Origin of the sequence: Phaeacidiphilus oryzae TH49 (genome assembly GCF_000744815.1) — a bacterium.
Classification (GTDB): Bacteria; Actinomycetota; Actinomycetes; order Streptomycetales; family Streptomycetaceae; genus Phaeacidiphilus; species Phaeacidiphilus oryzae.
Genome location: NZ_JQMQ01000005.1, coordinates 6,117,951 through 6,144,001 on the forward strand (window position 1 = coordinate 6,117,951; position 26,051 = coordinate 6,144,001).

The following is a 26,051-nucleotide window of genomic DNA, read 5'->3' on the forward strand; positions in this document are numbered from 1 at the left end:
GCCGAGACCCGGACCGGAGACGGTCGCCTGCCCACCCAGACCTGTAGCAATGCTGCTGATCGTTCAGCGGTTGCTCCGCCACCGCAGCGCCCTCAGCTGCCGAGGCGGATGGTCGGGCCGATCGCCTTCGGCACCATCCTCCAGCCGCTGAACTCCTCGATGATCGCGGTCGCCCTGGTCGGGATCCAGGCGCACTTCGGGGCCGGCTCGGCGGCGGTCTGGCTGGTCTCCGGGCTCTATCTGGCGACGGCCGTCGCCGCCCCGGCGGCCGGCCGGCTGGCCGACGCCCTCGGCCCGCGGAGGGTGTCGCTCGCCGGGCTGGTGCTGATCGCCCTCGCCTCGCTGGCCGCGCCGTTCGCGCCGAGCGTCGGGGTGCTGGTGCTGTGCCGGGTGGTGATCGGGATCGGCACGGCCGCGCAGTACCCGTGCGGCGTGGCGATGGTGCGCCGGGCCGCGGACAGCCTGCGGGCCCAGTCGCAGAACGCGCTGGCGATGCTCGCCGTCTGCTCGCAGGTGATGGTCGCCCTCGGCCCGACGCTGGGCGGCGTGCTGGTCGGGGTGCTGGGCTGGTCCGGGATCTTCTGGGTGAACGTGCCGCTGGCCGTGGTCGGCGGGATCGCCATCCTGCTGTGGGCGCCGGCCGACCCGCCGCGCGAGGAGCGGGTGGCCGGACGGGTGTCCGGCGTCGGCACGGTGGGTGCGCTCGACCTCCCCGGGATGCTCCTCTTCGTGGGCACCATGGGGCTGCTGATGTACTGGCTGCTCTCGCTGGCCGGCCCGGTCCGCTGGTGGGCGCTCGGCGGGTCGGCGGTCCTCGGCCTGCTGACCGTGCTGCGCTCGCTGCGGGCACCGGTGCCGTTCCTGGACCTGCGGCTGCTGGCCGACCGGGAGTTGAGCTTCACCTACGTCCGCACCGTCGCCACCTACACCGCGTACTACGGGATCTTCTACGGGCTCCCGCAGTGGCTGGAGGAGTCCCGCGGGCTGCACGCCTCGGTGGCCGGGATGGTGATGCTGCCGCTGGCGCTGACGGGCATCTGCTCCACGATCACCGCCACCCGGCTGCAGAAGGTGCGCGGGCCGCGGCCGCTGCTGCTGATCGGGGCGGGGATGCTGACGGTCGGCGGGGTGCTGCTGACGCTGCCGACGCCGGACACGCCGGTGTGGCTGCTGGTGCTCCTCTGCGTGGTGCTGGGCCTTCCCAACGGCTACAACTCGATGGCCAACCAGAACCTGGTCTACCAGGCCGCGCCGGCCCGGCAGGCGGGCGCGGCGTCCGGGATCTACCGGACCTCGCAGTACATCGGCGCGAATCTGGCCTCGGCGATGCTGGGGCTGCTGGTCGGCACCCACGCGACCGCGTCGGGCCTCCACCGCGAGGGCCTCGGCATCGCCGCGATCTGCGCGGTGCTCACCCTGTGCGCGCTGGTCGGCCTGCGCAAGGCCCGCCGCCCGCAGGCGGCCTGACACCCCGTCACCTGAGCGCCGTCCGACACGCACTCTGGCGCTTCCGGTGATGGCGAGTCACCATGGCTACGGTTCGGGACAAACGCGCCGACCCGGAGGGGGCTGCTGCGATGCGACTGGGCAAGGCCATAGCCGTGGGACATGCTGTCGAGCGCGCCGAGAGCGCGGAGATCACCGAGATTCCGGACACATCCGAGAATACCACCCAGGAGACCGTCACCGCTGCCGAGGCCGCGCCCGCCCCGCGGGCCGACGCACCCTCGGAGACGGTAAGCGCCGCGGCGGGGTGAGTCGGCTGCGGCCCTTTCGGGTCCGGCTGCCGAAGGAGAACCCGGAGACGCCGCCGACCGGCTGGAAGGCGGCCTTCCCGATGCTGTCCGCGGACGGCAGGCGGGTCGGGTTCCGCGGTCTCACCCTCGGCGCCGGAGTCGTCTACGCACCGTTCGACGACGCGCGCTGCGTGTACGGAAGGCGGCACCGGCCGCCGGTCCGCGGCTGCGGCTGCGGTTTCTACTGCCTCCACGACGCCGCCGAGGCCTTCGCGCTGACCTGCGCCACCGAGTACCGGGACGCCGCCGTCCTCCAGGTCTCGGTGCTCGGCGACTACATCAGATATCAGCGAGGTATCCGCTCCCAGCAGCAGAAGGTCCGCCGGGTGCTGGTCGGGCGCTGCCCCTGCGGCCGCCCGGCCGAGGCCTTCGTGGACGCCGGCACCGGGGTGCCCGGCTGGCGCGGCCTGGTCGGCGCCTGCGCGGGCTGCGCCGGGCGGCGCCAGGCGCTGCCGTTCGCCGAGTACGGCCGGCTGGCCGGCGGCGGCCTCGTCGCGGCCTGCGACGACCGGATGGCGCCCCCGCCCGCGCAGGCGGTGCTCGGCGGCGGAGCCGGGACCGGCTATCTGCCGCTGCCGCCCGAACTGGCCGGGGCGGGCGGCGCCGACGAGGTGCTGCCGCAGCTCGCCGCCGAGGCGGTGCTGCTCCAGGCCCGTCTGGACTGGCTGCAGGAGCAGTTGGCGAAACTGACGGATCGACCGTGAAGCGAAGCGGCGCGCCCCGGTTTCCTGTGAATCGGCGCGTCGGGGGATTCATGCGCTCAGCCGCGGTGTTCTGATCGTTGCGGACGTATGTCCGTCTCGGGTTGGGGAAGGCGGTGGGCGATGACGGAACTCGATCGCGACACTGGCGGAGGCGCGGGCGGCGCCGGCGGAATCGGCGGCCCGGGCGGCGCCGTCCCGGGCACGAGCCCGCAGGTGATGACGGTGCCGGCGGCGGACGGCGCGCGGCTGGCGGTGCGGGTGGACGGCGATCCGGAGGCCCCGGTGACCGTGCTCCTCAGCCACGGCTGGACGCTGACCGCCGCCGGCTGGGGCCCGCACATCGCGGCGCTGGCGGCGCGCGAGGGACCGCCGCTCCGGATCGTCAGTTTCGACCAGCGCGGCCACGGTTTCTCCGACCGTGGCACCGCGCCCATCGACCTGCCGGTCTTCGGCGCGGATCTGGCGGCGGTCCTCGAGGCGTGCTGCCGGCCCGGTGGCAGCACGGTGGTGGTCGGCCATTCACTGGGCGCCATGGCGCTGCTGGCCTGTGCCGCCGAGCGGCCCGAACTCTTCGGCGGGCCGGACGGGTTGGTCTCCGGGGCGGTGCTGGTCTCGGCCTCGGCCGGCGGGCCGCTGCCGGAGCCCTCGGCCGGGGCCGCCGAGTCCGGACGCCGGGCGGCGCTGCGGGAGCGGGTGGGACGGCTGGAGACCGCACTGGTGGAGGCGGTGCTGAACCGGGAGTGGGCGGCCCGGGCGGCGCACCGGCTGCTGACCGGGCCGGCGGCGCATCCGCGGACACTGCCGCTGTGGCGGCTGGCCTTCGGCGACGGGCCGGACGCCGAGCTGGCCCGGCGCAGCGCCGAGGACTTCCGTGAGACGCCGGTCAGCGACATCGCCGACTACTGGCACGCCTTCGCCCGGCACGACTGCACCGGCCGGATCGGCGCCCTCGGCCGGGTGCCGGTACGGATCCTGGTGGGCGCCGAGGACCGGTTCGCGACGCCGGCCGAGTCGGCGGCGATCGCGGCCGAGCTGCCCTCCGCGGAGCTGAACATGGTCCCCGGCTACGGCCACGACCTGCCGTACGACCGGCCCGACCTGGTGGTCCGGGCCGTGGACGGGGTGGTGGGGGAACTGATGTCCGGGGATAGGTTGGGGGGCATCAGGCCCGGCCCGGAGGGCTGATCCGGCGATCGGCGCCGGCATCGGCCCGGGCCGGCGGCGCGAGGGGCGAGCGTAGGCGATGGCGGCGGAGGGGCGGGGCGGGCAGCGGGCGCGGACACCCGGCTGGCGGGCGGTCGCCCTGCTGGTCGCGGGCGCGTTCTTCATGGAGAACCTGGACGGCACGATCATCTCGACCGCCGCCCCGCGGATGGCCGTGTCGCTCGCCGTCCGGCCCGCCGACATCAACGTGGCCATGACCGCGTACCTGCTGACCGTCGCGGCCTGCATCCCGGCCAGCGGCTGGGCGGTGGACCGGTTCGGGGCGCGGCGGGTGTTCACCGCGGCGGTGGGCGTCTTCACCCTGGCCTCCGCGCTCTGCACCCTCAGCGGCGGCCTCGGCGAGCTGACCGCGGCCCGGGTGGTGCAGGGGATCGGCGGGGCGATGATGGTGCCGGTCGGCCGGCTGGTCGTGCTGCGGGACACCGAGAAGTCCGAACTGCTGGCCGCGGTGGCCTATCTGACCTGGCCGGCGCTGCTGGCCCCGGTGATCGCCCCGACCCTGGGCGGGCTGCTCTCGGCGTACGCGTCCTGGCGGTGGATCTTCGCGCTGAACCTGCCGCTGGGCGCGGCGGCGCTGATCGCCGCGTTCCGGCTGATGCCGCGCCGAGACCCCGGGCCCGCCACCGGCGCCGGCCCCGACGTCGGCGCCGCCTCAGCCGGAGCGGGCGGGGCGGACCGGCTGGACTGGGCCGGCTTCGGCTACTCCGGCGCCGGCCTGGCCATCGGCCTGTACGGGGTCGAGGGCCTCGGCGGCACGCCGATCGACTGGACCCGCACCGGGCCGGCGCTGGCGGCGGGCGCCCTGCTGCTCGGGCTGGCGGTCCGCCACCTCGCCCGCGCCGAGCGGCCGCTGGTCGACCTGCGGGTGATGCGGCTGCACTCGGCCCGGGTGTCCAACCTCGGCGGCTCGCTCTTCCGCACCGCGATCAGCGCGGTGCCGTTCCTGCTGCCGCTCCTCTTCGAGCTGGGCTACGGCTGGAGCCCGACGGCGGCCGGGCTGATGCTGATGGCGGTCTTCGCGGGGAACATCGGCATCAAGCCGCTCACCTCGCCGATCCTCCGGCGCTGGGGCTTCAAACGGGTGCTGGTGGGCAGCAACCTGGCGGCCGCGGGCAGCATCGCCCTGTGCGCCGGACTCGGGCCGCACACCCCGCTCGCGGCCACCGCGGCCGTACTCTTCGCCGGGGGCGTCTTCCGCTCGATCGGCTTCACCGCGTACAACGGGGTGGCCTTCGCCGAGGTGCCGGCCGCCCAGATGTCCGCGGCCAACACCCTGAACGCGACCCTCCAGCAGCTCGCGGGCGGGGTGGGGGTGGCCGCGGGGGCGCTGGCGCTGCGCGCCGGGCAGGCGGTGTCGGACGGGCATCCGGCCGGCGGGGCCGTCGGCCTGGCGCCGTTCCGGATCGCCTTCCTGCTGGTCGCCCTGCTGCCGCTGGTCGGCGCGGTGGAGGTGGCCCGGCTCAACTCCCGTACCGGGGCGACCGTCACCGGCCACGCCGAGCGCGCCAGGCCGGCCGGGAGCGACGCTAGATTGGCCACCACCGATCCAGGCGAAGGAAGTTGACGCGTGATCGAGATCGCGGACATCGAGGCGGCGGCCGAGCTGATCGACGGCCACATCCTGCGTACCCCGACGCTGGCCAGCCCGGGGCTGACCGGGCTGCTCGGCGTGCCGGTGACCGCCAAGCTGGAACTGCTCCAGCGCACCGGATCCTTCAAGGCCCGCGGGGCCACCGCCAAGCTGCGCTCGCTCAGCGCCGCCGACCGGTCGGCCGGGGTGGTCGCGGTGAGCGGCGGCAACCACGCGATCGCGGTGGCGGTGATGGCCCAGGCGCTGGACGTGAAGGCGACCGTGGTGATGCCGCGCACGGCGCCGGCGCGGGCGGTGGACATCGCCCGGGAGGCCGGTTCCACGGTGCGGCTGACGGACGACATGCCGTCCGCCTTCGCCCTGGTGGACCAGCTCAGGGCGGAGGGGCTGACCCTGGTCCACCCCTTCGACGATCCGGTGGTGATCGCCGCCCAGGGCACGGTCGGCCTCGAACTCGCGGAGGACGCGGGGGAGTTGACCGACGTCCTGGTCAGCATCGGCGGGGGCGGGCTGATCGCCGGGGTGGCGGCGGCGCTGCGGGCGCGGCGGCCGGGGCTGCGGATCTGGGGGGTGGAGACCGCGGGCGCGGAGGCCATGTCGCAGGCGCTGTCGGCGGGCGGGCCGCTGGCGGTGCGGCTCTCCTCGATCGTCACCACCCTCAGCGCGCCCAGCGCCTCCGCGCTGACCTACCGGCATGTCGCGGAGCTGGTCGAGGAGGTCCTGGTGGTCTCCGACGCCGAGGCCGTGCGGGGCACCCTCGAACTGGCGGAGCACGCCAAGGTGTGGGCGGAGCCCGCCGCCGGCTGCCTGCTGCCGGCCGCCCGCCGGGTCGTCGAGCGGGTGGGCCCGGGCGTCCGCCTCGGCCTGGTGCTGTGCGGCGGCAACGCCACCACCGATGACGTCCTGGCCTGGGCGGAGCGCTTCGGCCTGCGCTGACGGCGGGGACCGCCGCGTCGCCCCGAGCGGGAGGGGGCCGGGCGCCGAGCCGGGCCCGCCGGGTGGAGACCGGAATCCACCCGCCCCGGGGGCCCCTCCCACCCGTGGGTTGATGTGGCGGGGGAGGCCGGAGGGCGACGCTCATGGCATGAGCTTCTCCGACTGGTTGATCGACCTCGCCCTCATCGGACTGGTGGTGCTGCAGCTGCGCGCCCGCCGGCTGACCGTGCGCTCGCTGCTGCTGCCGGTGGCACTCGTCTGCTGGGCCGGATTCCACTACCTCCACGCCGTTCCGACCTCCGGCGACGACCTGCTGCTGATCGTCCCGGCCACGCTGGCCGGGCTGGCCCTGGGCGTCGGCGCCGGCGTGCTGACCAGGGTCTACCGGGGCGACGACGCCGTCCTGGCCCGCGCGACCGCCGCCGCGGCCGTGCTGTGGGTGCTCGGCGTCGGCGTCCGGCTGGCCTTCCAGGTCTACTCGACCCACGGCGGCGCCCCGTCCATCGGCCGCTTCTCCGTCGACCACCAGATCAGCGCGGACGCCTGGGCGCCCGCGCTGGTCCTGATGGCCTTCGGCGAGGTGCTGGCCCGCACGGCTGTCGTATGGCTCCGCGGGGCCGCGGTCCGCCGCACCGCCGGCGGGCGGCCGGAGCGGGTGCTCTCCGCCTGACACACCCGGGGGGCGGGCGCTGACCGCCCTCAGAACCCGCTCGCCCAGAATGGTGGGTATGCGCATCGGAAAGCTGGGATCCAGGAGCGGGGCCGGAGCAGGGGCGAGGACGGCGGTGGCGGCGGTGGCAGCGGTCCTGGGGCTCGGGCTGGGGCTGGCCGGCTGCTCCGGCGGGGGGCCGGCCGAGCCCGCCTCGGTCAGCTCCTCGCTCAGCGCCCAGGCGGGGGCGCGGCCCGCGGCCGTCCCGCCGCGCCCGGACCATGTGGTGGTCGTCGTCGAGGAGAACCACTCCCGCAGCCAGATCCTCGGCGGCAAGGACGCCCCGTACCTGACCTCACTGGCCGCGCAGGGCGCCTCGTTCAGCGACTCCTACGCGGTGGCCCACCCCAGCCAGCCCAACTACCTGGCGCTCTTCTCCGGTTCCCTGCAGGGCCTCACCGACGACTCCTGCCCCCACAGCTTCACCGGGGCCAACCTCGCCTCCGAACTGAGCGCCGCCGGACGGGACTTCGCCGGGTACGCCGAGTCCATGCCGCGCCCCGGCTACCCCGGTTGCGGCCGGGGCGACTACGCCCGCAAGCACGTGCCGTGGGCGAACTACCCGGCCCTGCCGGCGAAGACGGTGAGCCGCACCTTCGCGCAGTGGCCGAGCGGCGACTACGCCCGGCTGCCCACCGTCTCCTTCGTCGTCCCGAACCTCCAGCACGACATGCACGACGGCTCCGTCCGGCAGGGCGACGACTGGCTGCGCGCCCACCTCTCCGGCTACGCGGAGTGGGCCAGGACCCACCATAGCCTGCTGGTGGTCACCTGGGACGAGGACGAGGGCACCTCGACCAACCGCATCCCCACCCTCGTCGTCGGCCAGGACGTCCGCCCCGGGAGCTACCCCGAACTGGTGGACCACTACCGGCTGCTGCGCACCCTGGAGGCGATGTACGCCCTCCCCGCCCTCGGCGAGAGCGCCCACCGCAGCCCGATCACGGACATCTGGACCCACTGACCCCGGCCGTTCAGCGCGGCCAGGCCCGCCGGCCCAGGTTGATCACCTGGAGCTGGCGGCGCGCGGTGGCCGTGATCCGCTCGCGGTCGGCCGGGTCCGCCGCGTCCAGGAGGCGGGCGGCGGTCAGCACCATGTGGTCGACGTAGAGGTCGGCCAGCATCCGGAGGTCCTCCCGGGACCAGCCGGCGGTGTCCGGCAGCCCGGACAGGTAGTCGACCAGGTCGTCGGCGAAGTCGCCGAGCCGGTCCGCGATCGCCTCCCGCACCTCGCGGACCCCGCCCTGCCACTCCCGGGTGACGAACCTGAAGTGGGCCGGGTTCTGGGCGACATGACGGGCCGTCACGTCCACCGTGCGGTCGATCACCACGGTGGCGTCCTCCGGCGCGTCCGCGTTCCTCAGGTCGCGGACCAGGCCGCGGAGCGGTACGAAGGCCTCCTCGACCAGGGCCACGCCGAGCTCGGAGAGGCTCGCGAAGTGCCGGTAGAAGGCGGTCGGGGTGAGCCCGGCCGCGCGGGTCACCTCGCGCAGGCCGAGGCTGCTCAGGGACTGGTGGTCGAGCAGCCGCAGCCCGGCGTCCAGCAGTGACTGGCGGGTCTGCTGCTTCTGCTCCTGCCGGGTGTGGCGGGTGTGGCCGGTGGGACGGGTGGAGGCCGACCTCGTCGTCGGCGCGGGTGGGGAAGTGTGGCGCATGTCATTCAGTAAACAACTGTTCTCCAGCATGCGCGAGGGGCGGGGCCGCGATAGTGTGGAGTCGTTCGGTGCACAACTGTTCTCTGAATATGCGATGGGGAGGGGATCGGGATGGCCATTCTGGTCGTGCTGCTGGCCCTCGGTTCGATGCTGTGGGGAGCGGCCTCCTACCTCAGCCCGAGCGCGCTCGGCATCGGCGCTGCTGTGGTGGGGACCTGGCTGCTCGGCTTCGTGGTCCGGGAGCGGATCCGGATCGCCCGGACGCGGAAGGCGGCGAGCGAATGAGCGGCGTCACCACCCTCGGGGCCCCGAAGGCCCGCCAGCGCGAGCGCGACGAGACCGCGGTGGCCTCGTTCGTCCTCGGCCTGCTGGGGTTGTTCTTCTTCAACGTGGTGCTCGGCCCGCTGGCGGTCGTCCTCGGCTCGGTCAGCCTCTTCCGGGGCACCCGCCGGCGCGCCCGCGCCCTGCTCGGCATCGCCCTCGGCGTCGCCGACCTGGTGGTCCTGGGCGTCCTGATGGCCGCCCACCACGGCGGCTTCGTCTGGCACTTCGGCGTCTGATCCGGGACGCGACGGACTCGGTCCGGTGCGGCGGTACTCCCGCCGCACCGGACCGAGTCGTCTCCGGGCCCGGCCGGGCGCCGGTCAGTCGGTGGCCAGGGTGGTCCGGTGCTCGTGGGAGAGCACCAGATAGCCCTGGGCGTTGAGCTTGATGTGGGCCAGGTCGTCCTCGGTGAGGGGGCGGCGGACCTTGGCGGGGACGCCCGCCACCAGGGAGCCCGGGGGGACCACGGCGTTCTGCGGGACCACCGCGCCCGCGGCGACCAGGGAGCCGGCGCCGATGACGGCGCCGTTGAGGACGGTGGCGCCCATGCCCACCAGGACGTCGTCCTCCACCGTGCAGCCGTGGAGCACGGCGTTGTGGCCGACCGAGACCCGCTCGCCGACCGTGCAGGGGAAGCCCGGGTCGGCGTGGACGGTGCTGTTGTCCTGGATGTTGGAGTCCGCGCCGATGGTGATCTGCTCGGTGTCCCCGCGCAGGACGGTGTGGTACCAGACGCTCGCGCCCGCGGCCAGGCGGACCCGGCCCAGGACCACGGAGGTCGGCGCGGTGAAGGCGCCCGGGTCCACCTCCGGGGAGTGTCCCGACACCGCTGCGATCAGTCCGCTGTGCTCCGCCATGGGGGCCGCCCTGCCTTCCCGTCCGGGATCTTCCTTGATCGTGGATCGTGTGCGGCCACCGTAAGGGGAGGGGGCGGCGGGACGGCAAGCGGGTGGGGGGCCGGCGGCCGGTCCGGCGTGCGGGCCGGTGCCGGGGCCGGCGTCCGGCGGTCAGCCGGAGGCGGACGGCAGCGGCTGCTCGGCCCAGATGACCTTGCCGGTGTGGGTGTAGCGGGTCCCCCAGCGGTGGGCGAGCTGGGCGACCAGGAACAGGCCGCGGCCGCCCTCGTCGGTGCTCCGGGCCCGGCGCAGCCGCGGCGAGGTGGCGCTGCCGTCGGTGACCTCGCAGATCAGCGTGCGGTCCCGGAGGAGCCGCAGCCGGACCGGGCCGGCGGTGTACCGGATGGCGTTGGTGACCAGCTCGCTCACCATCAGCTCGGTGGTGAACACCAGCTCGTCCAGCCCCCAGTCGTGCAGCCGCCGGGCGGCCTCGGCGCGGATCCCGCCGACCGCCGCCGCGTCCATCGGGACGTCCCAGACGGCCAGGTGGTCCGCGTCGGTGCGGCGGGTGCGGGCGACCAGCAGGGCGGCGTCGTCCAGCGCCCTGGCCGGCCGCAGCCTGCGCTGCAGCTCGTCCCGGACGGCGGCGGGCGGGCGGCCGGCCAGCGAGGCCAGCGCCTCGCGCAGGGCCTCCTCGCCGTCGGCCGTGGTCGCGGAGCCGGCGGTGAGGCCGTCGGTGTAGAGGACCAGGGTGGTGCCCTCGGGGAGGGTGAGGTCGACGCTCTCGTACGGTGATCCGCCGTTGCCGAGGGGCGGGCCGGTGGGCAGCCGGGGGAGGACGGCGGTGCCGTCCGGGTACAGCAGGGCGGGGGCGCGGTGCCCCGCGGAGGCCATCGTGCACTGCCCGGTGACCGGGTCGTGGACGACGTAGAGGCAGGTGGCGCCGGTGGCCGGGGCGATGCCGGCCTCCGCGGACTCCGAGGGGTCGGCGAGGGCGTCGAGCTGGCCGATCAGCTCGTCCGGCGGCAGGTCCAGGGTGGAGAAGTTGCGGATCGCGGTGCGCAGCCGGCCCATGGTGGCCGCCGCGTGCAGCCCGTGCCCCGCGACCTCGCCGACCACCAGCGCGATCCGCCCGCCGGAGAGCGGCAGGGCGTCGTACCAGTCCCCGCCGACCCCGCCGCGGTCGCTGGCCGGCTGGTAGCCATGGGCCAGTTCGGCCGCGCGGAGGTCGGGGAGGGAACCCGGCAGCAGGCTCTGCTGGAGGGTGAGCGCGAGGGTGCTCTCCCGGGTGTAGCGGCGGGCGTTGTCCAGGGCCACGGCGGCGCGGCCGACCAGCTCGCCGAGCAGGGCGACGTCGTCCTCCTGGAACGGCCCGCGCTCCGGCCCGCGCCGGAAGGAGGCCAGTCCGAGGACGGTGCCGCGGGCCCGGATCGGCACCTCGACGCACGAGCCGCCGTCCGGGGCGGGCCGGACGGCCGGCTGGTCCGGGAACGGCGCCGGCGGCAGCGCGGGCCGCTGGGCCCCGACCTCGACCCCGGCCCGGGCCCGGCGGCGCGGGCACGCCGCGGCCCGGCGGAGCACCGGGGCCTCCTCGATCGGGGCCGGTCCCTCCGGCGCCGGGGGCTCGCCGCCGTCCAGCACCCAGTCCCACAGGTCGACCGTGCACTCCTCGGCCGGCCCCGGCGTCGCGATCTCGGCCAGTTCCTGGGCGGTGCGGTCGACTTCGAGGGTGGTGCCGATCCGCGAGCCGGCCTGGCAGAGCAGCGCGAGCCGGCGCCGCGCGGCCACCGCGAGGCGGGCCGCGGTGGCGTCGCCGATCAGCACCGCGGCGGCGGGGACGGGCAGCCGGTCGGCGGCGTCCCCGTCCGGGGCGGGGGAGCCGGGACGTGGACCGGGACCGGCCGCGGGCTCCTCCTCCGGCCCGCCCGGCCGCGTCCGCTCCGGCGCACTGGGGCGCGGGCGGGGGGTCAGGCGCGGACGCGGCTTCGGGTCCGTCTCCCAGCCCGCGAACGGGAAGTGCGCCTCCACGACCAGCGTTTCCACCGCCCCGGCCGCGCCCGGGGTACGGGCCCGGCGGCAGTGGAGCGCCGCGGTCCGCCCGCCGGAGAGGGTCACCTGCCGCAACCCGGCCCGGCCGAGCGAGATCAGCTCCGCGGCGGCGTCCCGCAGGGTCGCCCGGTCCCCGAGGGAGAGCGCCGAGCAGTCGTCGAGGGAGACCCGGGGGGTGGTCAGCACCGCCGCCAGCAGCGCCTGTTCCCGTGCCGAGTACTGGGCCAGCAGCCGGCCCTCGATCTCCAGCACGGCGCCGCCGACGATCTTCGGCATCATCGGATGCCGGTCGGAGTTCCAGCAGGTGAGGTCGAGGATGCCGAGGATCTCCCCGCTCAGCGGGTCCCGCACCGGGGCCCCCGCGCAGGCGAAGTCCCGCAGCCGCTCCACGAAGTGCTCGGTGCTGAGCACCGCGAACGGCCGGCGCTCGGTGAGGGCGGTGCCGATGCCGTTGGTGCCGGCGTGGTCCTCGGCGTAGCTGAAGCCGGGGGCCAGCCGCACGGCGTCCAGATGCCGGTTGAGCCCGGCGCAGCCGGCCAGCCGCAGGCGCACCCGGGCGGTCTCGTCGGTCAGCACGATGCCGACCCGGGCGCCGGCGAGCCGGGTGTGCAGCCGGTCGACGACCGGGGCGGCGGCGCGCAGCAGATGGTCCTCCGGGTCCAGGTCGGTGAGGCCGCGGTAGGGCGGCTCGTGCCGGCCGGGATCGAGCTCCAGGCCGTGGCAGCGGGCCCAGGAGTCCCGGATGGCCGGGCGGGGGAGCCCGGCCGGGGCCGGGCCGTCCTGCGCGCGCCGCAGGAACGCCGCCGGTGCCGTCCGGCTCCCGGTCAGGGTGGCAGCGCTACCGCCGCCCCAATCGCCCGGCATGGAACCCTCCCGCTCCCCGCGTGACTCCGCGCTTCCGGCTTCTCGGTGCTTACCGGAAGGTATTGCTCAGGAGGCCGGCGTGCGGCCGGAGTCCGGGACAGAGCCCGCTTATGCCACCCTTGCGGGTGAATCTCGCGGTCCCTGCCGGAGATCCGGCGGCATCGGGGAGGGTTCCGCCGCGGCTACACCTCGAGGGTGACGTCGTAGGTGCGCAGCCACTCGTTCATCCCGAGCACCAACTCCCCCGCGTTCCGCAGGAGTTCGCCCGGGAGCTCGGCGACCGCCCGCTCCGCGGCCGGCACGTCGAGGAGTTCGCGCACCGGGGCCGAGCGGTCGGCGAGGGTGTCCCGCAGCTCCTCCCGCACCGCCTCGCCGAAGCGCGGGTCCTGGGTGCTCGGGTACGGGCTCTTCACCCGCTCGGCCACCGAGTCCGGCAGGACGTCCCGGGCGGCGGCCCGGAGCAGCGACTTCTCCCGGCCGTCGAAGGTCTTCAGCTCCCACGGCGTGTTGAAGACGTACTGCACCAGCCGGTGGTCGCAGAACGGCACCCGGACCTCAAGGCCGGTGGCCATGCTGGTGCGGTCCTTGCGGTCGAGGAGGATCTGCACGAAGCGGGTCAGGTGGAGGTAGCCGATCTCGCGCATCCGGGCGGCGAGGCCGGTCTCGCCGGGCAGCCGCGGCACCTCCGCCAGGGCCTCGCGGTACCGGGCGTCCTGATACCCCGCCAGGTCGAGCGAGGAGAGGAGGCCCGGGGCGAAGAGCCCCTCCCGGGGGAGCGGCCGGGTGCCGTCCGGCTCGACGTGCCCGCCGAAGCCGCCGCGGATGGCGTGCAGCCAGGGGAAGGTGTCCGAGCGCACCGCCTCCGGGTCGTGGAACCAGGCGTAGCCGCCGAAGACCTCGTCCGCGGACTCGCCGGAGAGGGCCACCGTGGTCTGCCGGCGGATCGCCCGGAAGAGGAGGTAGAGCGAGGTGTCCGCCTCGCCGAGGCCGATCGGGAGGTCGCGGGCGCGCAGCACGGCGGCCCGGTGCCGGCGGTCCATCAGGTCCTCGACGGACAGCACGATGTCGCTGTGGTCGGCGGCGACATGCTCGGCGAGGGCGTGGGCGTACGGGCCGTCGGGGGTGCCGCGGAGGGCGTCCGGCCGGAAGTTCTCGGTCTGGCCGACGAAGTCGACGGAGAAGGAGCGCACCGGGCCGTTCCCCTCGGACGCCAGCCCCCTGGCCGCCAGTGCGGTGATCACCGAGGAGTCCAGTCCCCCGGAGAGGAGGGTGCACAGCGGCACGTCGGCGATCAGCTGCCGGGCCACGATGTCGTCCAGCAGCTCGCGGACGTGGGCGACGGTCCGCTCCCGGCTGTCGGTGTGCTCGGTGGACTCCAGTCCCCAGTACCGGCGTTCGGTGAGCTGGCCGCGGCGGACCCGGAGGGTGTGCCCGGGCTTGAGCTCGCGCATCCCGCGGTAGACGCCGTGGCCGGGGGTCTTGGTGAAGGAGAGGAGCTCGGCCAGGCCTTCGCTGTCGACCACGGCCTTCACGTCCGGGTGGGCGAGGATCGCCTTGGGCTCGGAGCCGAAGAGCACCCCGTCCTGGGTGGGGAGGTAGTAGAGCGGTTTGATCCCCATCCGGTCGCGGACCAGGAGCAGTTCCTCGCTCCGCGGGTCCCACAGCGCGAACGCGTACATCCCGTTGAGCCGCTCGGTGAAGGCCTCGCCCCACTCCAGGTAGGCGTGGAGGCACACCTCGGTGTCGCTGGCGGTGCGGAAGCGGTGGCCGAGGGCGGCCAGTTCGGCGCGCAGCTCGCGGTAGTTGTAGATCTCGCCGCTGTAGGTGGTGGCGAGGACGGTGCGGCCGTCGGCCTCCACCGTCATCGGCTGCCGGCCGCCGTCGAGGTCGATGACGGCGAGGCGGCGGTGGCCGAGGGCGACGTGCCGGTCCAGCCAGACGCCGGAGGCGTCCGGGCCGCGGCAGGCCATCGTCTCGGTCATCTCGTCGATCACGCCGCGGGCCGAGCCGGTCTGCGTGGGTGCCGTGTGGTCGGAGGCATAGCCGACCCATCCAGCGATACCGCACATGGTGTGGCGGTCCTTCCTGAAGGTCGGGGCGCGGCCGTGTCCCGTACGGCCGCGTCTCCGGGCGGACACGCTAGGGGCCGATGGGTGTAAGAGGCAACGGTCTGTCTACGGAACGTCATGTTCCCGCCAGGTGGCCCGGCTTGGGTTTGGCTTTACCCGGTGCTGGGCGTCCGTGGAGGTTCTCGGGTGGCGCCGGGGCGGCCCCCGGACGGCGTGTCGCGCGGCTCCGGGCTCCGGCCCCGGATCACATGTCAGTGCCGGGTGTGAGACTGCCACCGAGAACCCGCCGGGCGATGCGGCCGGGCGATGAGTCGGCGGCCCCGGCGCAGTCCCCACAGGAGACGGACGCATCAGCTTCATCGACATCGGACACCTGGAACACCCGAGACCACTCGAAGAGGAGAGCCGGCCCCCATGACCGAAAACCTGCTCTGTATCGGCACCAAGAAGGGCCTCTTCCTGGCCCGCAGCCGGGACCGCAAGAACTGGGTGCTCGACGAGGACCCGTACTTCCCGATGAGCGCGGTGTACGCCACGGCGATCGACCTGCGCGGCGGGCGGCCGAGGGTGTTCGCCTCCGTCGACCACCCCGTCTTCGGCCCGGCCGTCCTCCACTCCGACGACCTCGGCCGGACCTGGTCGGAGGCGACCGAGAAGGGCATCCGCTTCCCCGAGGGGTACGACGCCTCGGTCGAGCGGGTCTGGCAGCTCCGCCCCGACGAGGCCGACCGGCCGGGGGTGGTCTGGGCCGGCGCCGAGCCCAGCTCGCTGTGGCGGTCGGAGGACGGCGGTGAGACCTTCGCCCTGGTCGAGGCGCTGTGGAACCACCCGCACCGGCCGGAGTGGCAGCCCGGCTTCGGCGGCCAGGCGATCCACACGATCATCCCGGACCGGGACGACCCGCGGACGGTGGTGGTCGCCATGTCCACCGGCGGCGTCTACCGCACCGAGGACGGCGGGCGCAGCTGGCACCCGTCCAACGCCGGGATCCGCGCCGCCTTCATGCCGGAGGGCCAGCAGTACCCCGAGTTCGGGCAGTGCGTCCACAAGATCGCCGCGGACGCCGAGCGGCGCGACCGCTTCTACCTGCAGAACCACGGCGGGGTCTACCGCTCCGACGACGGCGGCCGCAGCTGGTCCTCGATCGCCGAGGGGCTGCCGGCCGACTTCGGCTTCGCGGTGGCGGCGCATCCGCGGCGCGGTGGGACGGTCTTCCTCTTCCCCCTCCAGGCCGACATCGACCGCTTCCCGGCGGGGCGGCACTGCCGGGTCTACCGCTCGCGCGACGCCGGCGGCAGCTGGCAGCCGCTGACCGAGGGCCTGCCGGACGAGCCGGACTTCGGCATCGTGCTCCGCGACGCGCTGTGCGTGGACAACGCGGACGCGGCGGGCGTCGCCGGGGTCTACTTCGGCAACCGCAGCGGCGAGGTCTACGCCAGCCCCGACGAGGGCGACCACTGGGTCGGCGTCGCCAGCCACCTCCCGGACGTCCTGTGCGTGCGGGCGGCGGTGCTGAGCTGATCCGGGGCGGATCGGCGGGGGTGCGCTACAGCGTCTGACGTAGCGCAAACGGGGCGGGGGCGTGGCTGCTGTGCGCCCCCGGTCACTCGCCGGGCGGGTGCGGCGGCGCTAGCCTGCGGACAGTCGGCCCGTTCATCGGTCAAGTCAGCTTGTACGACGGGCCGTTCGCCGCCGCACGGGGGTGGTGTGCGATGAGGCGAATGTGGGGACCGGCTCTCGCGGCGATGCTCCTCGCCGCCGGGTCGGCGGTCGCGGCCTGCAGTGGCGCGGTGCCCGCGCAGCCGGGCGGCGGCGCGGGCGCGACGATCGCCACCCCTGGCCCGAGCGCGTCCGCGAGCGGGGCGGGATCGGGGTCGCCGCCCCCGCCGGGTGCGAGCGGTGCCGGGGGCGCCGGCGGCGGTTCCGACTCGGCCGGCGGTGGTCCGGGTGGTGGTTCCGGCGGTGGTGCCGTCGGCGGGGGCGTCGCCGGGGGCAACGGCGCCGGGGGCAACGGCGGCGGGGGGTCCGGCCCCGGTCCGGTGATCCCGCCGGTGGCCGTCTCCTCCCCGGGCACCCCGGTCGCCGGCGGCTGCAACGGCCTCAGCGGCACCTGCACCCCGATCGTCTCCTGTCCGCCCACCGCCGAGGGCCCCAGCCCGAGCGGCCCGGTGCCCCCTGGCTGCCCCGAGCCCGATCCGGCCCCGAATCCGAACCCGGGGCCGGCTGACCCGGCTCCGGTCCCGGACACCTCGGTCTCCTCCTCGGCCCTCAGCTCGTGACCGGCCCCGAGCCGGAGGTCCGCGTCCCGCTGCGCCGGGTCGCGGCCGGGCTGGTCCGCCAGGTCGCCGCGCTGGCCTCGTTCGTCGCCGCGCTGATGTTCTACGCCGGGGTGATGTACGAGAGCGGCTACTACGGCCACTTCCATCTGGACGTCTTCGCGCTGGACTTCGGCTTTCCGGAGTTCATCGTGGCCAGCCTCCACCTGATCCGGCTGCCCGCGGTGGCCATCGCGGTGCTGGTGCTGCTGGCCCCCCGGCTGCCCGGGTTCGTGGAACGGCATCCGGAGCCCGAGGAGGCCCGGTGGCTGCGGCGGCGCATCCACTTCGGCTACGGCTGGGCCGCCCACGGCTGGCGGTCCCTCGCCCACGGGTACGCGGGGGTGGTGCTGCTGGGCGTGCTCCTCCTGCTGGCCTGGAACGAACTGGGCGGCTATGCGTGGGTCGCGCCGCTGACCATCGCCGCCGGCCTGCTGCTCGGGGAGACCGGCAGCGCCCAGCCGGTGCCGGCCGCCCAGCCGGTGCCGGCCGTCCGTCCGGCCGGGCCCGCCCCGGCGGGCCCCCGGGCGCGGGCCGCCGCCCTCTCCTCCACCAGTCTCGCGGTGCTCGGGGTCGGGCTGCTCCTGGTCTGGGTGGTGGCGCTGACCGCGGGGCGGCTCGGCGCCCACGACGCGGTGGTGACGGAACGTCACCTGGACCGCGAGACCGCCGTCGTGATCTACAGCCGGGACCTCCTCGGCTTTCCGCTCAACACCCCCGAGGACCTCGGCCGGCTCTCCGCTTTCCGCTACCGCTACACCGGCTTCCGGCTGATCCTGCAACGCGGCGACCGCTACTACCTGGTCCCGCTCGGCTGGCGGCACGACCGAGACCCGGTCTCCATCCTCCAGCAGAGCGACACCCTCCGGGTCGACCTGCTGCCGGGCTAGCGCCTCCGGCCGCCCCGGTCCGCGCCGTCTCTCCAAGCAACTGTCATGGAACCGTAGTTGACGGCCCATCAGGGTCCTGGGGCAGCATGTTCGAGTGACTGCTGCCGCCGTTCCCGCCCCCGTCCCCGCGCCCGCCGACGTCCCGGTGACCAGGGGGCCCCGGGGCTGGCCCCTGATCGGGAGCCTGCCCGAGTTCTCCCGTGACCCGCTGGCCTTCTTCTGCCGGCTGCGCGACCAGGGGGACTGGGTGGAGTGGCGGCTGGGGCCGCAGCGCAACATCCTCCTCTCCCGCCCGGAGCAGGTGAACGAGGTACTCGGCGGGATGGAGCAGGTGTTCACCCGGAACGAGCTCGGCTGGGCCTTCCGCCGGGTGATGGGGGACAGCGTGGTGGTCAGCCGCGGGGCGGACTGGCGGCGCAAGCGCGCCCTGGTGCAGCCCGCCGTCCGGCCCCGCCAGGTGAAGGCCTACGCCGACACCATGGTCTCCTGCGCCCACGCGCTGGCGGAGGGCTGGCGGCCCGGCGAGCGGATCGACGTCCAGCGGGAGATGACCGCGCTCACCCGGCGGATCGCCGTCCGCACCATCTTCGGCGTCGAGACCGAGGGCCGCGAGGAGGTCATCGCCCAGGCGATGGCCGACTCCCAGGAGGAGATCGGCGCGGAGCTCCGCGGCGCCACCATGTATCTGCCGCCGTGGGTGCCGACCTCCGGCAGGGCCCGGCTGAAGGACGCGGTGGCCAGGCTGGACGAGGAGATCGAACGGGTGGTGGCCGAGCACAGGGCGGCCGAGGCCCGCCGGGACGGCGCCGAACGCGACGACCTGCTCAGCCGGCTGCTGGCGGCCCGGGACGAGGAGGGCGTCCCGCTCAGCGGCAAGGAGCTCCGGGACGAGGCGGTGACCTTCTACATCGGCGGCCACGAGACCACCTCCACCGCGCTGACCTGGCTCTGGTACCTCCTCTCCCGCTCGCCGGAGGCCCGCGAGCGGCTGGACGCCGAGCTGGCCGAGGTGCTGGACGGCGGCGAGCGGCTGCCGGAGTTCGCCGACTACCCGCGCCTGACCTGGACCCAGCAGCTGGTCAAGGAGGCGCTGCGGCTGTACCCGCCGATCTGGCTGGCCACCTCGGTCGCGCTGGACGGGGCCTCGGTCGGGGGCCGGCCGATCGCGCCCGGGACGCATGTGTGGAGCAGCATGTGGTCGGTCCAGCGGGACCCCCGCTGGTTCGCCCGGCCGGACGAGTTCCGCCCCGAGCGCTGGGACCCGGACGCCGGCCCGGGGGAGACCACCGACCACGCCTGGTACCCCTTCGGCGGCGGCCAGCGGACCTGCCTGGGCGCGCGGTTCGCCCAGGTGGAGGCGGTGCTGATCGTCGCCGTGCTGGCCCGGCGGTTCCGGCTGGAGACCGGTCCCGAGGTGCGGCCCGCCCCCGTCCCGCGGCTGACCCTCCAGCCGTCCACCCCGATCCCGGCGACGCTGGCGGGGGTCTGACGGGAAGCTGACGGGGCGTCGGCCATCCGCCCGGCCCGGCATAAGCCGCATATCGGACTCGATCCGATAGATTGCGCTTCCATGGATGCGCAGTGCGGACCCGGCGGACCGGGGGAGCCTGGCGGAACCGGCGGCGCCGGGGGGCGCGGGTGAGCGCAGCCTCGGCCGTTCCGGCGGCCCCGCCCCCGCCCCCGGCTCCGCGCTGCCGGCCCGCTCGCTGGTGGTGGCCGGCCTCTCGACGGTCGTCGAGTGGTACGACTTCACGCTGTACCTGTACATGGCCACGATCATGGCCAGGGTCTTCTACCGGGGCGACGAGTCCTCGGTGCTGATCACCCTGGCCGTCTTCGCGGTGGCATACGTCCTCCGGCCGCTGGGGGCGGTCTTCTTCGGCCGGATCGGTGACCGGGTCGGGCGCCGCCGGGTGCTGCTGGCCTCGATGGCGGTGATGTGCGGGGCGATGTGGGCCACCGCGGTGCTGCCCACCTACCGGCAGGTCGGCATCGCCGCCGGCGGGCTGCTCTTCCTGATGCGGTGCGTGATGGGCTTCTCCGTCGGCGGCGAATACAACACCGTGCTGACCTATCTCGTCGAGGGAGCCGAGGAGCGCAGGCGCGGACTGGTGGCCTCGCTGGCCTCGGCAGGCAGCGAGATCGGCGGCCTCCTCGCGGTCGGCGCCGCCGCCGCGACCGCGGCACTGGTTCCGGACGGCGACATGGACACCTGGGGCTGGCGGCTGCCCTATGCCTTCGGCGCACTGCTGGCCACCGGCACGCTGCTGGCCCGGCGCGGAATGGCGGAGTCCCCGGACTACGCCCCGCAGCCGGGCGGGACCCCGGCCGCTCCGGCGGGCCCGGCCGCCCCGGCGGCGGTCGACGGAGGCCCGCGGGCCGGCGAGGAATCCTCGCGGGCCTTCCCAACGGCCCCCGAAGCGCCTGAAGCCGCCGAGACCGCCGAAGCCGCCGAAGCCCCCGAGGCCCCGGCCGCCCCGGCCGCCGCCCCAACGGCCCGCCCGCCGCGCAGCACCCGAGCCCTCCCGGCACTGCTTCGCGCCGACTGGAAGCCGATCTCCCGCGCCTTCGTGATGTCCGCCGTCGGCTCGGTCACCTACTACGGCGGCGTCACTTATGTGACCACCTTCCTCACCCAGGACGCCGGGTTCTCCGAGGCGGACTCGCTGTGGCTGTCGACCGGCGCCTCGGCGGTGGTGATCGCCGCCACGCCGCTGGCCGGCGGGCTCGGCGACCGGTTCGGCCGCCGCCCGCTGCTGACCGCGATCACCGCACTGGCGGTGCTGCTGCCGGTGTCGATGTTCGCGCTGATGGCGAGCGGGGCGGCGGCCGCGGCACTGCTCGGCGCCTGTGTGCTGGCCGCCATCGCGGGGGCGTTCAGCGCGGTCGCAGCCTCCGCCGGGCCCGAGCTCTTCCCGACCGCGGACCGCCTCACCGGGCTCGCGCTCGGCAACGCCACCGCCACGGCGGTCTTCGGCGGGGTGACCCCGTACATCTCGGAGTGGCTGGTGCACGCCACCGGCTGGGATCTGGCGCCGGGCGCCTTCACCGCCGCCGTCGCCCTCCTCGCCCTGCCCGTGCTGTGGCTGATGCCGGAGACGGCGCCGCTGCGGGTCCGCGCCCGGCGCGAGCGGCTTCAGGCGAAGTAGTGGCCCTTGTCGAGGTCCGCCAGCAGGCCCGGCTGGGTGGGCCGCCAGCCGGTCAGCTCGCGGCTGAGGGTGCTGGACGCCGGCTGGTCCTGGGCGAGCACCATGGCCAGCCAGCCGAAGTGGGCCTGCGCCTCCTCCGGCGGGACGGCGGCGGTCGGGAGGTCCAGGTGGCGGCCGATCACCTCGGCGATCTCGCGCAGCGGAACGCCCTCGTCGGCGACCGCGTGGAGGGTGGATCCTGCCGGGGCCTCCTCCAGGGCGATCCGGAACATGTGCGCCGAGTCCAGGCGGTGGACGGCCGGCCAGCGGTTGCCGCCGTCGCCGTAGTAGCCGGCCACGCCCTTGTCCCGGGCGGTCTGCACCAGGGTGGCGACGAAGCCCTTGTCGCCCTCGCCGTGGTTGGTCCGCGGCAGGCGGACCACGGAGGAGCGGACCCCGTGGTCGGCCAGCGAGAGCACCCATTCGGCGGTGGCCATCCGGCCGACCGGCCCGGCGGCCTGCGGCGGCACGGCGTCCAGCGGCGGGACGGCGTGCCCGTCCCGCTCGGTCGCCGTCCGGCCGGCCTCGACCGGGGTGCCGGAGGCCAGGACGAACGGCTTGCCGCTGCCGGCCAGCGGCTCGCCGAGCGCCTCGACGGCCCGCCGGTCGGCCTCCACCGCGCCCTTGAAGTCGCCCTGGGCGAAGGCGAGCTCGTGGTTGAAGGCGAGATGGATCACCCCGTCGGCGGACTCGGCCGCGGCGCGGAGGGTGTCCAGGTCGTCGAGGCTGCCGCGGACCGGCTCGACGCCGGCCGCGCGCAGGGCCTGGGCGGAGGAGTCGGAGCGGGCCAGCCCGAGTACCTGGTGGCCGCCCTCGACGAGATCGGGGACCACGGCGGAGCCGATCCAGCCGGACGCGCCGGTGACGAATACACGCATGTGAAGGACCTCCTGAGTACGCACTGCCCCGGGCCCACTGTGGGGGCCGCCCGGAGGGGCGGCAACAACGGGCCAGCCATGACAGCGACTGACATCGAAGCCAGCCTAGCATCCGATGTCAGCGACTGTCATGGTCTGTCGGAGGGTCCTTCGGCGGTGGTCACTCCTCCTTGGCCGGCACCTCCGGCACGGGCAGCAGCAGCTGCCCGAAGGCCCCCTTCGGCACCGCCGGCCACCGCGGCGCCACCGGCGCCAGCCGGCGGTAGGCCGCACCCGGCGCCGGCCGGGGGTCCTCCTCGCCCGCGTTCGGCCACAGCGCCATCGCCCGCTCCGCCTGCGCCGTGATGGTCAGGGCCGGGTTCACCCCGAGGTTCGCGGAGACCGCGGCGCCGTCCACCACGCTGATCCCCGGATGCCCGTAGAGGCGGTGGTAGGGGTCGACCACGCCGTCCTCCGGCGAGGCGCCGATCGGGCAGCCGCCCAGGAAGTGCGCGGTGAGCGGCCGGCCGGTCAGCTCGCCGATGTTGGTGCCGGCGAAGCCGTTGATCCGCTCGGCCAGCGCCCGGGCCGCCTCCGCGCCCTGCGGGATGTGCACCGGGTTGGGCTCGCCGTGCCCCTGGACGGCGGTGAGGAGGCCCTTCTTGAAGCCCCTGGGCTTGCGCAGGGTGCGCAGCGAGTTGTCCCGGGTCTGCATCACCAGGCCGATGATGGTGTGCTCGGACCACCCGCGGGTGGTGATCGTCCGCCCCACCATCACCGGATGCCGCGCGAACGCCCAGGCCGCCGCCAGCGGCTTCGGCAGCCGCCCGCCCACCCGGTACTGCGGCACGCAGATCAGCGCCATCAGGTTGGAGCCCTTGCCGTAGCGGACGTTCTCGATGTGGGTGTGCTCGTCGGGGTGGATGGAGGAGGTGATCGCCACGCCCTTGGTGAAGTCCAGTTCCGCGTCCCGGCCCCAGCGCGCGCGGTAGCGGCGTGGGAAGGTCAGCGCGCCGACCAGGGACTCGGAGTTGGTGCGGGTCAGCTCGCCCAGCCGGCGGGAGAGCCGGGGGAGCACGCCCTCGTCCGCCATCCGGTGCAGCAGCGTCTGGGTGCCGTAGGTGCCGGCCGCCAGCACCACCCACCGCGCGGTGAACACCCTTACCGGGCCACTTCGCTGACGGTCCGTCGGCACGGTGTGGACGGCGAGGGTGCCGTCCGCCCGCTCCTCCAGCCGGGTCGCGGTGGTCATCGGGTGGATCACCGCGCCGCCGCGCTCGGCGAGGTGGAGGTAGTTCTCGTTGAGGGTGTTCTTGGCGCCGCGCCGGCAGCCGGTCATGCACTCCCCGCACTCCACGCAGGCCCGGCGGCTCGGGCCGGCCCCGCCGAAGTACGGATCGGCCACCTCCGCGCCCGCGGCGGCCCTGGCCCCGGCCGCGCCGCCGGCGTCCCGGCCGTCGCCGAAGAAGACCCCGACCGGGGTGGCGTGGAAGGTCCCGCCGACGCCCATCGACTCGGCCGCCGCCCGCAGATGCTCGTCCGCGACGGTGGTGGTCGGGTTGAGGCGGGCGCCCAGCATCCGCTGCGCCTGGTCGTAGTAGGGGGCCAACTCCTGCTGCCAGTCGGTGATCCCGGCCCACTGGCGGTCCTGGAAGAACTCCCGTGGCGGCACGTACAGGGTGTTGGCGTAGTTGAGCGAGCCGCCGCCGACGCCCGCGCCGGCCAGCACCATCGCCTTGCCCAGCAGGTGGATCCGCTGGATTCCGTACATCCCCAGCCGCGGTGCCCAGAGGTAGTCGCGCAGCGCGAAGGAGTTCTTCGGCAGCTCCTCCCGGGCGAAGCGGCGGCCGGCCTCCAGTACGCCGACCCGGTAGCCCTTCTCGGTCAGCCGCAGCGCGGCGACCGCTCCGCCGAAGCCGGAGCCGACCACCACGACGTCGTAGTCCGGGCCCTGCCCGCCCGGGGAGTCGGTTCGATCGCCGGTCATCAGCCGTTCCCCTCTCCGGCGTAGAGGCCCGCCACGTCCTCGGCGAACCGGCTGCTCACCTCGTGCCGCTTGACCTTCAGGGACGGGGTGAGGAGGCCGTTCTCCACCGTCCACTCGGCGTCCAGGATCCGGAAGCGGCGGATCGACTCGGCGCGGGAGACCGACTGGTTGGCGTAGTCCACCGCGGCCTGCACGTCGGCCAGCATCTCCGGGTCCTCGCGCAGCTCGGCGAGGGGCGTGTCCACCGGGCGCCTCCGGTGCGCCAGCCAGTGCCGGACGGCCTCCGGCTCCAGGGTGATCAGCGCCGAGATGTACTTCCTCCCGTCGCCGACCACCATCACCTGGCCGATCGGCGGGCGGCTGCGCAGCCGGTCCTCCAGCTGGCCGGGGGAGACGTTCTTGCCGCCGCTGGTGATCAGGATGTCCTTCTTGCGGCCGACGATGGTGAGGTAGCCGTCCTCGTCCAGCTCGCCCAGGTCGCCGGTGGCGAACCACTCCTGACTGTCCGTCAGCTCACGGGAGGCCTTGGTGGCGTCCTCGTTGCGCCAGTACTCGCGGGACACGATGCCGCCGCTGATCAGCACCTCGCCGTCGGCCGCGATCCGGACCGCCGTGCCGGGGACCGGGAGGCCGACCGTGCCCAGCCGGGGTTCGAGCGGCGGGGTGACGGTGGCCGCGGCCGTGGTCTCGGTCAGGCCGTAGCCCTCGTAGACCAGCAGCCCGCAGCCGAAGAAGAAGAGGCTGAGCCGGGGGTCCAGGGCCGAGCTGCCGCTGATCGCGTACCGGACCCGGCCGCCCAGCTCCTTCCGCACCCGCCGGTAGACCAGCAGGTCGTAGAGGCGGTGGGCGAGCCGGAGGCCGGGGCCCGGCCCGGCGCCGCGGCCCAGCAGCCGGTCCAGCTCGGCGCGGGCGTACTCCACCGCGATCCGGTCGGCCCGGACGAACGAGGAGCCCCGGCCGAGCTTCTCGGCCGTCTGCCGGGCGGTGTCGTGCACCTTCTCGAAGAAGTACGGGACGGCGACCAGGAAGGTGGGCCGGAAGGCCTTCAGCTCCGGGCGCAGCTCGTCCGGCCGGATGCTCGGGTAGAGGCCGACGGTGATCCGGCCGAGGAGGCAGGCGATCACCAGGGCGCGGCCCAGTACGTGGGCCATCGGCAGGAACATCAGGGTGCTCGGCTGCTCGCTCGTCACCGCTCTGAAGACCGGCAGCAGCAGCTCGATCACGTTCGCGGCCTCGGCCCGCAGGTTGCCGTGGGTGAGGACGCAGCCCTTGGGGCGGCCGGTGGTCCCGGAGGTGTAGATCAGAGTGGCGATGGTGTCGGGGGTCAGCGCCGCCCGGCGTTCGGTGAGCCGCGCGTCGGGTATCGCGGCGCCGGCCTCCGCGAGGCCGGGCAGTGCGGGCGGGGTCCCGGTGTTCCGCCCGGGGTCGATGACCCGCACCGGGATCGGCGAGGCGTCGGCCTCGGCCGAGGTCTCGGCGGCCGCGGTGGCGCCCTCCTCGGCGACCGCGGCCTGTTCGGCGTTCTCCGCGAAGAGCAGCACCGCCTCGGAGTCCTGGACGATCCAGGCCACCTGCTCGGCCGAGGAGGTCGGGTAGATCGGGACCACCTGCCCGCCGGCCGCCCAGACCGCGAAGTCCAGCACCGCCCACTCGTAGCGGGTGCGGGACATCACCGCCACCCGCGCGCCCGGCTCCAGGCCCTCGGCGATCAGTCCGCGGGCGGTGTCGGCCACGTCCCGGGCGAAGACCTCGGCGCTGACCGGCCGCCAACTGCCCGGTCCCACCTGGCGTTCGAGGGCGGTCGCGGCGGGGTCGCCGGCGGCGTTGGCGAACGGCAGGTCGGCGAGGCTGCCGGAGTCGGACGGCGGGACCAGCGGGGGCACCCGGGCCTCCCGCACTCTGCCGTCCGGGTCCCGCCGGAGCTCCGCCCGGGCCCGGCCGGCCAGCTCCGGCCGGGATCTGGCGGCCCGGAGGTCGTTGAAGAAGGTGCTGCCCATGTGCGGCTCCTCGTACTCGCGTCGTTGCGGGGGATCGGTGCCGTGGGTGGTGCTGCGATG

21 protein-coding genes are annotated in these 26,051 nt (G+C 75.0%); 14 read left to right on the forward strand and 7 right to left on the reverse strand.

What is annotated here, in order from left to right:
* Nucleotides 1-108 precede the first annotated feature (108 nt).
* From BS73_RS30905 to BS73_RS30940, 7 genes are all read left to right on the forward strand, one after another.
* On the forward strand, nt 109-1,467 hold the full coding sequence (locus BS73_RS30905) for an MFS transporter (RefSeq protein WP_084704486.1): 1,359 nt from the start codon (nt 109-111) through the stop codon (nt 1,465-1,467).
* A 286-nt stretch (nt 1,468-1,753) separates the two neighbouring features.
* Nucleotides 1,754-2,500, forward strand: coding sequence for a hypothetical protein (locus BS73_RS30915; RefSeq protein WP_235215590.1), 747 nt, complete (start codon nt 1,754-1,756; stop codon nt 2,498-2,500).
* A gap of 120 nt (nt 2,501-2,620) precedes the next feature.
* Nucleotides 2,621-3,685, forward strand: a complete 1,065-nt coding sequence (locus BS73_RS30920; RefSeq protein ID WP_037577696.1) for an alpha/beta fold hydrolase — start codon at nt 2,621-2,623, stop codon at nt 3,683-3,685.
* Nucleotides 3,686-3,743: 58 nt separating this feature from the next.
* On the forward strand, nt 3,744-5,288 hold the full coding sequence (locus BS73_RS30925) for an MFS transporter (RefSeq protein WP_051941183.1): 1,545 nt from the start codon (nt 3,744-3,746) through the stop codon (nt 5,286-5,288).
* A 3-nt stretch (nt 5,289-5,291) separates the two neighbouring features.
* Nucleotides 5,292-6,251 carry a threonine/serine dehydratase gene (locus BS73_RS30930; protein ID WP_037577697.1) on the forward strand — a complete coding sequence of 320 codons (960 nt, stop codon included), beginning with the start codon at nt 5,292-5,294 and terminating at the stop codon, nt 6,249-6,251.
* Nucleotides 6,252-6,399: 148 nt separating this feature from the next.
* On the forward strand, nt 6,400-6,921 hold the full coding sequence (locus tag BS73_RS30935; protein WP_037577698.1) for a DUF1453 family protein: 522 nt from the start codon (nt 6,400-6,402) through the stop codon (nt 6,919-6,921).
* A 58-nt stretch (nt 6,922-6,979) separates the two neighbouring features.
* Nucleotides 6,980-7,924, forward strand: a complete 945-nt coding sequence (locus BS73_RS30940) for an alkaline phosphatase family protein (protein ID WP_152617784.1) — start codon at nt 6,980-6,982, stop codon at nt 7,922-7,924.
* 10 nt (nt 7,925-7,934) lie between these two features.
* On the opposite strand, the gene BS73_RS30945 is transcribed toward BS73_RS30940, so the two are convergent.
* Nucleotides 7,935-8,615 carry a TetR family transcriptional regulator gene (locus BS73_RS30945; RefSeq protein WP_037577699.1) on the reverse strand — a complete coding sequence of 227 codons (681 nt, stop codon included), beginning with the start codon at nt 8,613-8,615 and terminating at the stop codon, nt 7,935-7,937.
* A gap of 111 nt (nt 8,616-8,726) precedes the next feature.
* Here BS73_RS30945 and BS73_RS39000 point away from each other — a divergent pair, with 111 nt between their 5' ends.
* Entirely contained in the window at nt 8,727-8,900 is a 174-nt protein-coding gene (locus BS73_RS39000; protein WP_200886742.1) for a hypothetical protein, read from the forward strand.
* A complete protein-coding gene (locus BS73_RS30950) occupies nt 8,897-9,175 on the forward strand; it encodes a DUF4190 domain-containing protein (protein WP_037577700.1) in 279 nt (92 codons plus the stop codon). The genes BS73_RS39000 and BS73_RS30950 overlap by 4 nt, the downstream gene beginning before the upstream one ends.
* Nucleotides 9,176-9,259: 84 nt before the next feature.
* On the opposite strand, the gene BS73_RS30955 is transcribed toward BS73_RS30950, so the two are convergent.
* The 3 genes from BS73_RS30955 to asnB form a co-directional block, all read right to left on the reverse strand.
* On the reverse strand, nt 9,260-9,796 hold the full coding sequence (locus BS73_RS30955; RefSeq protein WP_037577701.1) for a gamma carbonic anhydrase family protein: 537 nt from the start codon (nt 9,794-9,796) through the stop codon (nt 9,260-9,262).
* A gap of 150 nt (nt 9,797-9,946) precedes the next feature.
* Entirely contained in the window at nt 9,947-12,688 is a 2,742-nt protein-coding gene (locus BS73_RS30960; protein WP_051941184.1) for a SpoIIE family protein phosphatase, read from the reverse strand.
* 182 nt (nt 12,689-12,870) lie between these two features.
* Complete coding sequence (gene asnB / locus BS73_RS30965) at nt 12,871-14,757, reverse strand: asparagine synthase (glutamine-hydrolyzing) (RefSeq protein ID WP_037577702.1); 1,887 nt, start codon at nt 14,755-14,757, stop codon at nt 12,871-12,873.
* Nucleotides 14,758-15,171: 414 nt separating this feature from the next.
* Between asnB and BS73_RS30970 the strand changes: the two genes are divergently transcribed.
* The 5 genes from BS73_RS30970 (at nt 15,172) to BS73_RS30990 (ending at nt 21,111) form a co-directional block, all read left to right on the forward strand.
* On the forward strand, nt 15,172-16,278 hold the full coding sequence (locus BS73_RS30970; RefSeq protein ID WP_037577703.1) for a WD40/YVTN/BNR-like repeat-containing protein: 1,107 nt from the start codon (nt 15,172-15,174) through the stop codon (nt 16,276-16,278).
* A gap of 200 nt (nt 16,279-16,478) precedes the next feature.
* Nucleotides 16,479-17,036: a hypothetical protein gene (locus tag BS73_RS30975; RefSeq protein WP_152617785.1), complete on the forward strand. Its 558-nt coding sequence runs from the start codon at nt 16,479-16,481 to the stop codon at nt 17,034-17,036.
* Nucleotides 17,033-17,962, forward strand: coding sequence for a hypothetical protein (locus BS73_RS30980; protein WP_037577705.1), 930 nt, complete (start codon nt 17,033-17,035; stop codon nt 17,960-17,962). Before BS73_RS30975 ends, BS73_RS30980 begins: the two co-directional genes overlap by 4 nt.
* Nucleotides 17,963-18,056: 94 nt before the next feature.
* Nucleotides 18,057-19,451 carry a cytochrome P450 gene (locus tag BS73_RS30985; RefSeq protein WP_051941185.1) on the forward strand — a complete coding sequence of 465 codons (1,395 nt, stop codon included), beginning with the start codon at nt 18,057-18,059 and terminating at the stop codon, nt 19,449-19,451.
* Between the two features lie 85 nt (nt 19,452-19,536).
* Nucleotides 19,537-21,111, forward strand: coding sequence for an MFS transporter (locus tag BS73_RS30990; RefSeq protein ID WP_063837101.1), 1,575 nt, complete (start codon nt 19,537-19,539; stop codon nt 21,109-21,111).
* Here BS73_RS30990 and BS73_RS30995 read toward each other — a convergent pair.
* The 3 genes from BS73_RS30995 to BS73_RS31005 all read right to left on the reverse strand — a co-directional run bounded on the left by BS73_RS30995 (nt 21,099) and on the right by BS73_RS31005 (nt 25,991).
* The gene (locus tag BS73_RS30995; RefSeq protein ID WP_037577707.1) at nt 21,099-22,028 is read right to left on the reverse strand and encodes an SDR family oxidoreductase; all 930 of its coding nucleotides are present in this window, start codon (nt 22,026-22,028) and stop codon (nt 21,099-21,101) included. The two genes, BS73_RS30990 and BS73_RS30995, sit on opposite strands and share 13 nt — an antisense overlap.
* A gap of 160 nt (nt 22,029-22,188) precedes the next feature.
* A complete protein-coding gene (locus tag BS73_RS31000) occupies nt 22,189-23,994 on the reverse strand; it encodes an FAD-dependent oxidoreductase (RefSeq protein ID WP_051941186.1) in 1,806 nt (601 codons plus the stop codon).
* Nucleotides 23,994-25,991, reverse strand: a complete 1,998-nt coding sequence (locus tag BS73_RS31005; protein WP_037577708.1) for an AMP-dependent synthetase/ligase — start codon at nt 25,989-25,991, stop codon at nt 23,994-23,996. The genes BS73_RS31000 and BS73_RS31005 overlap by 1 nt, the downstream gene beginning before the upstream one ends.
* Between the last annotated feature and the right edge of the window lie 60 nt (nt 25,992-26,051).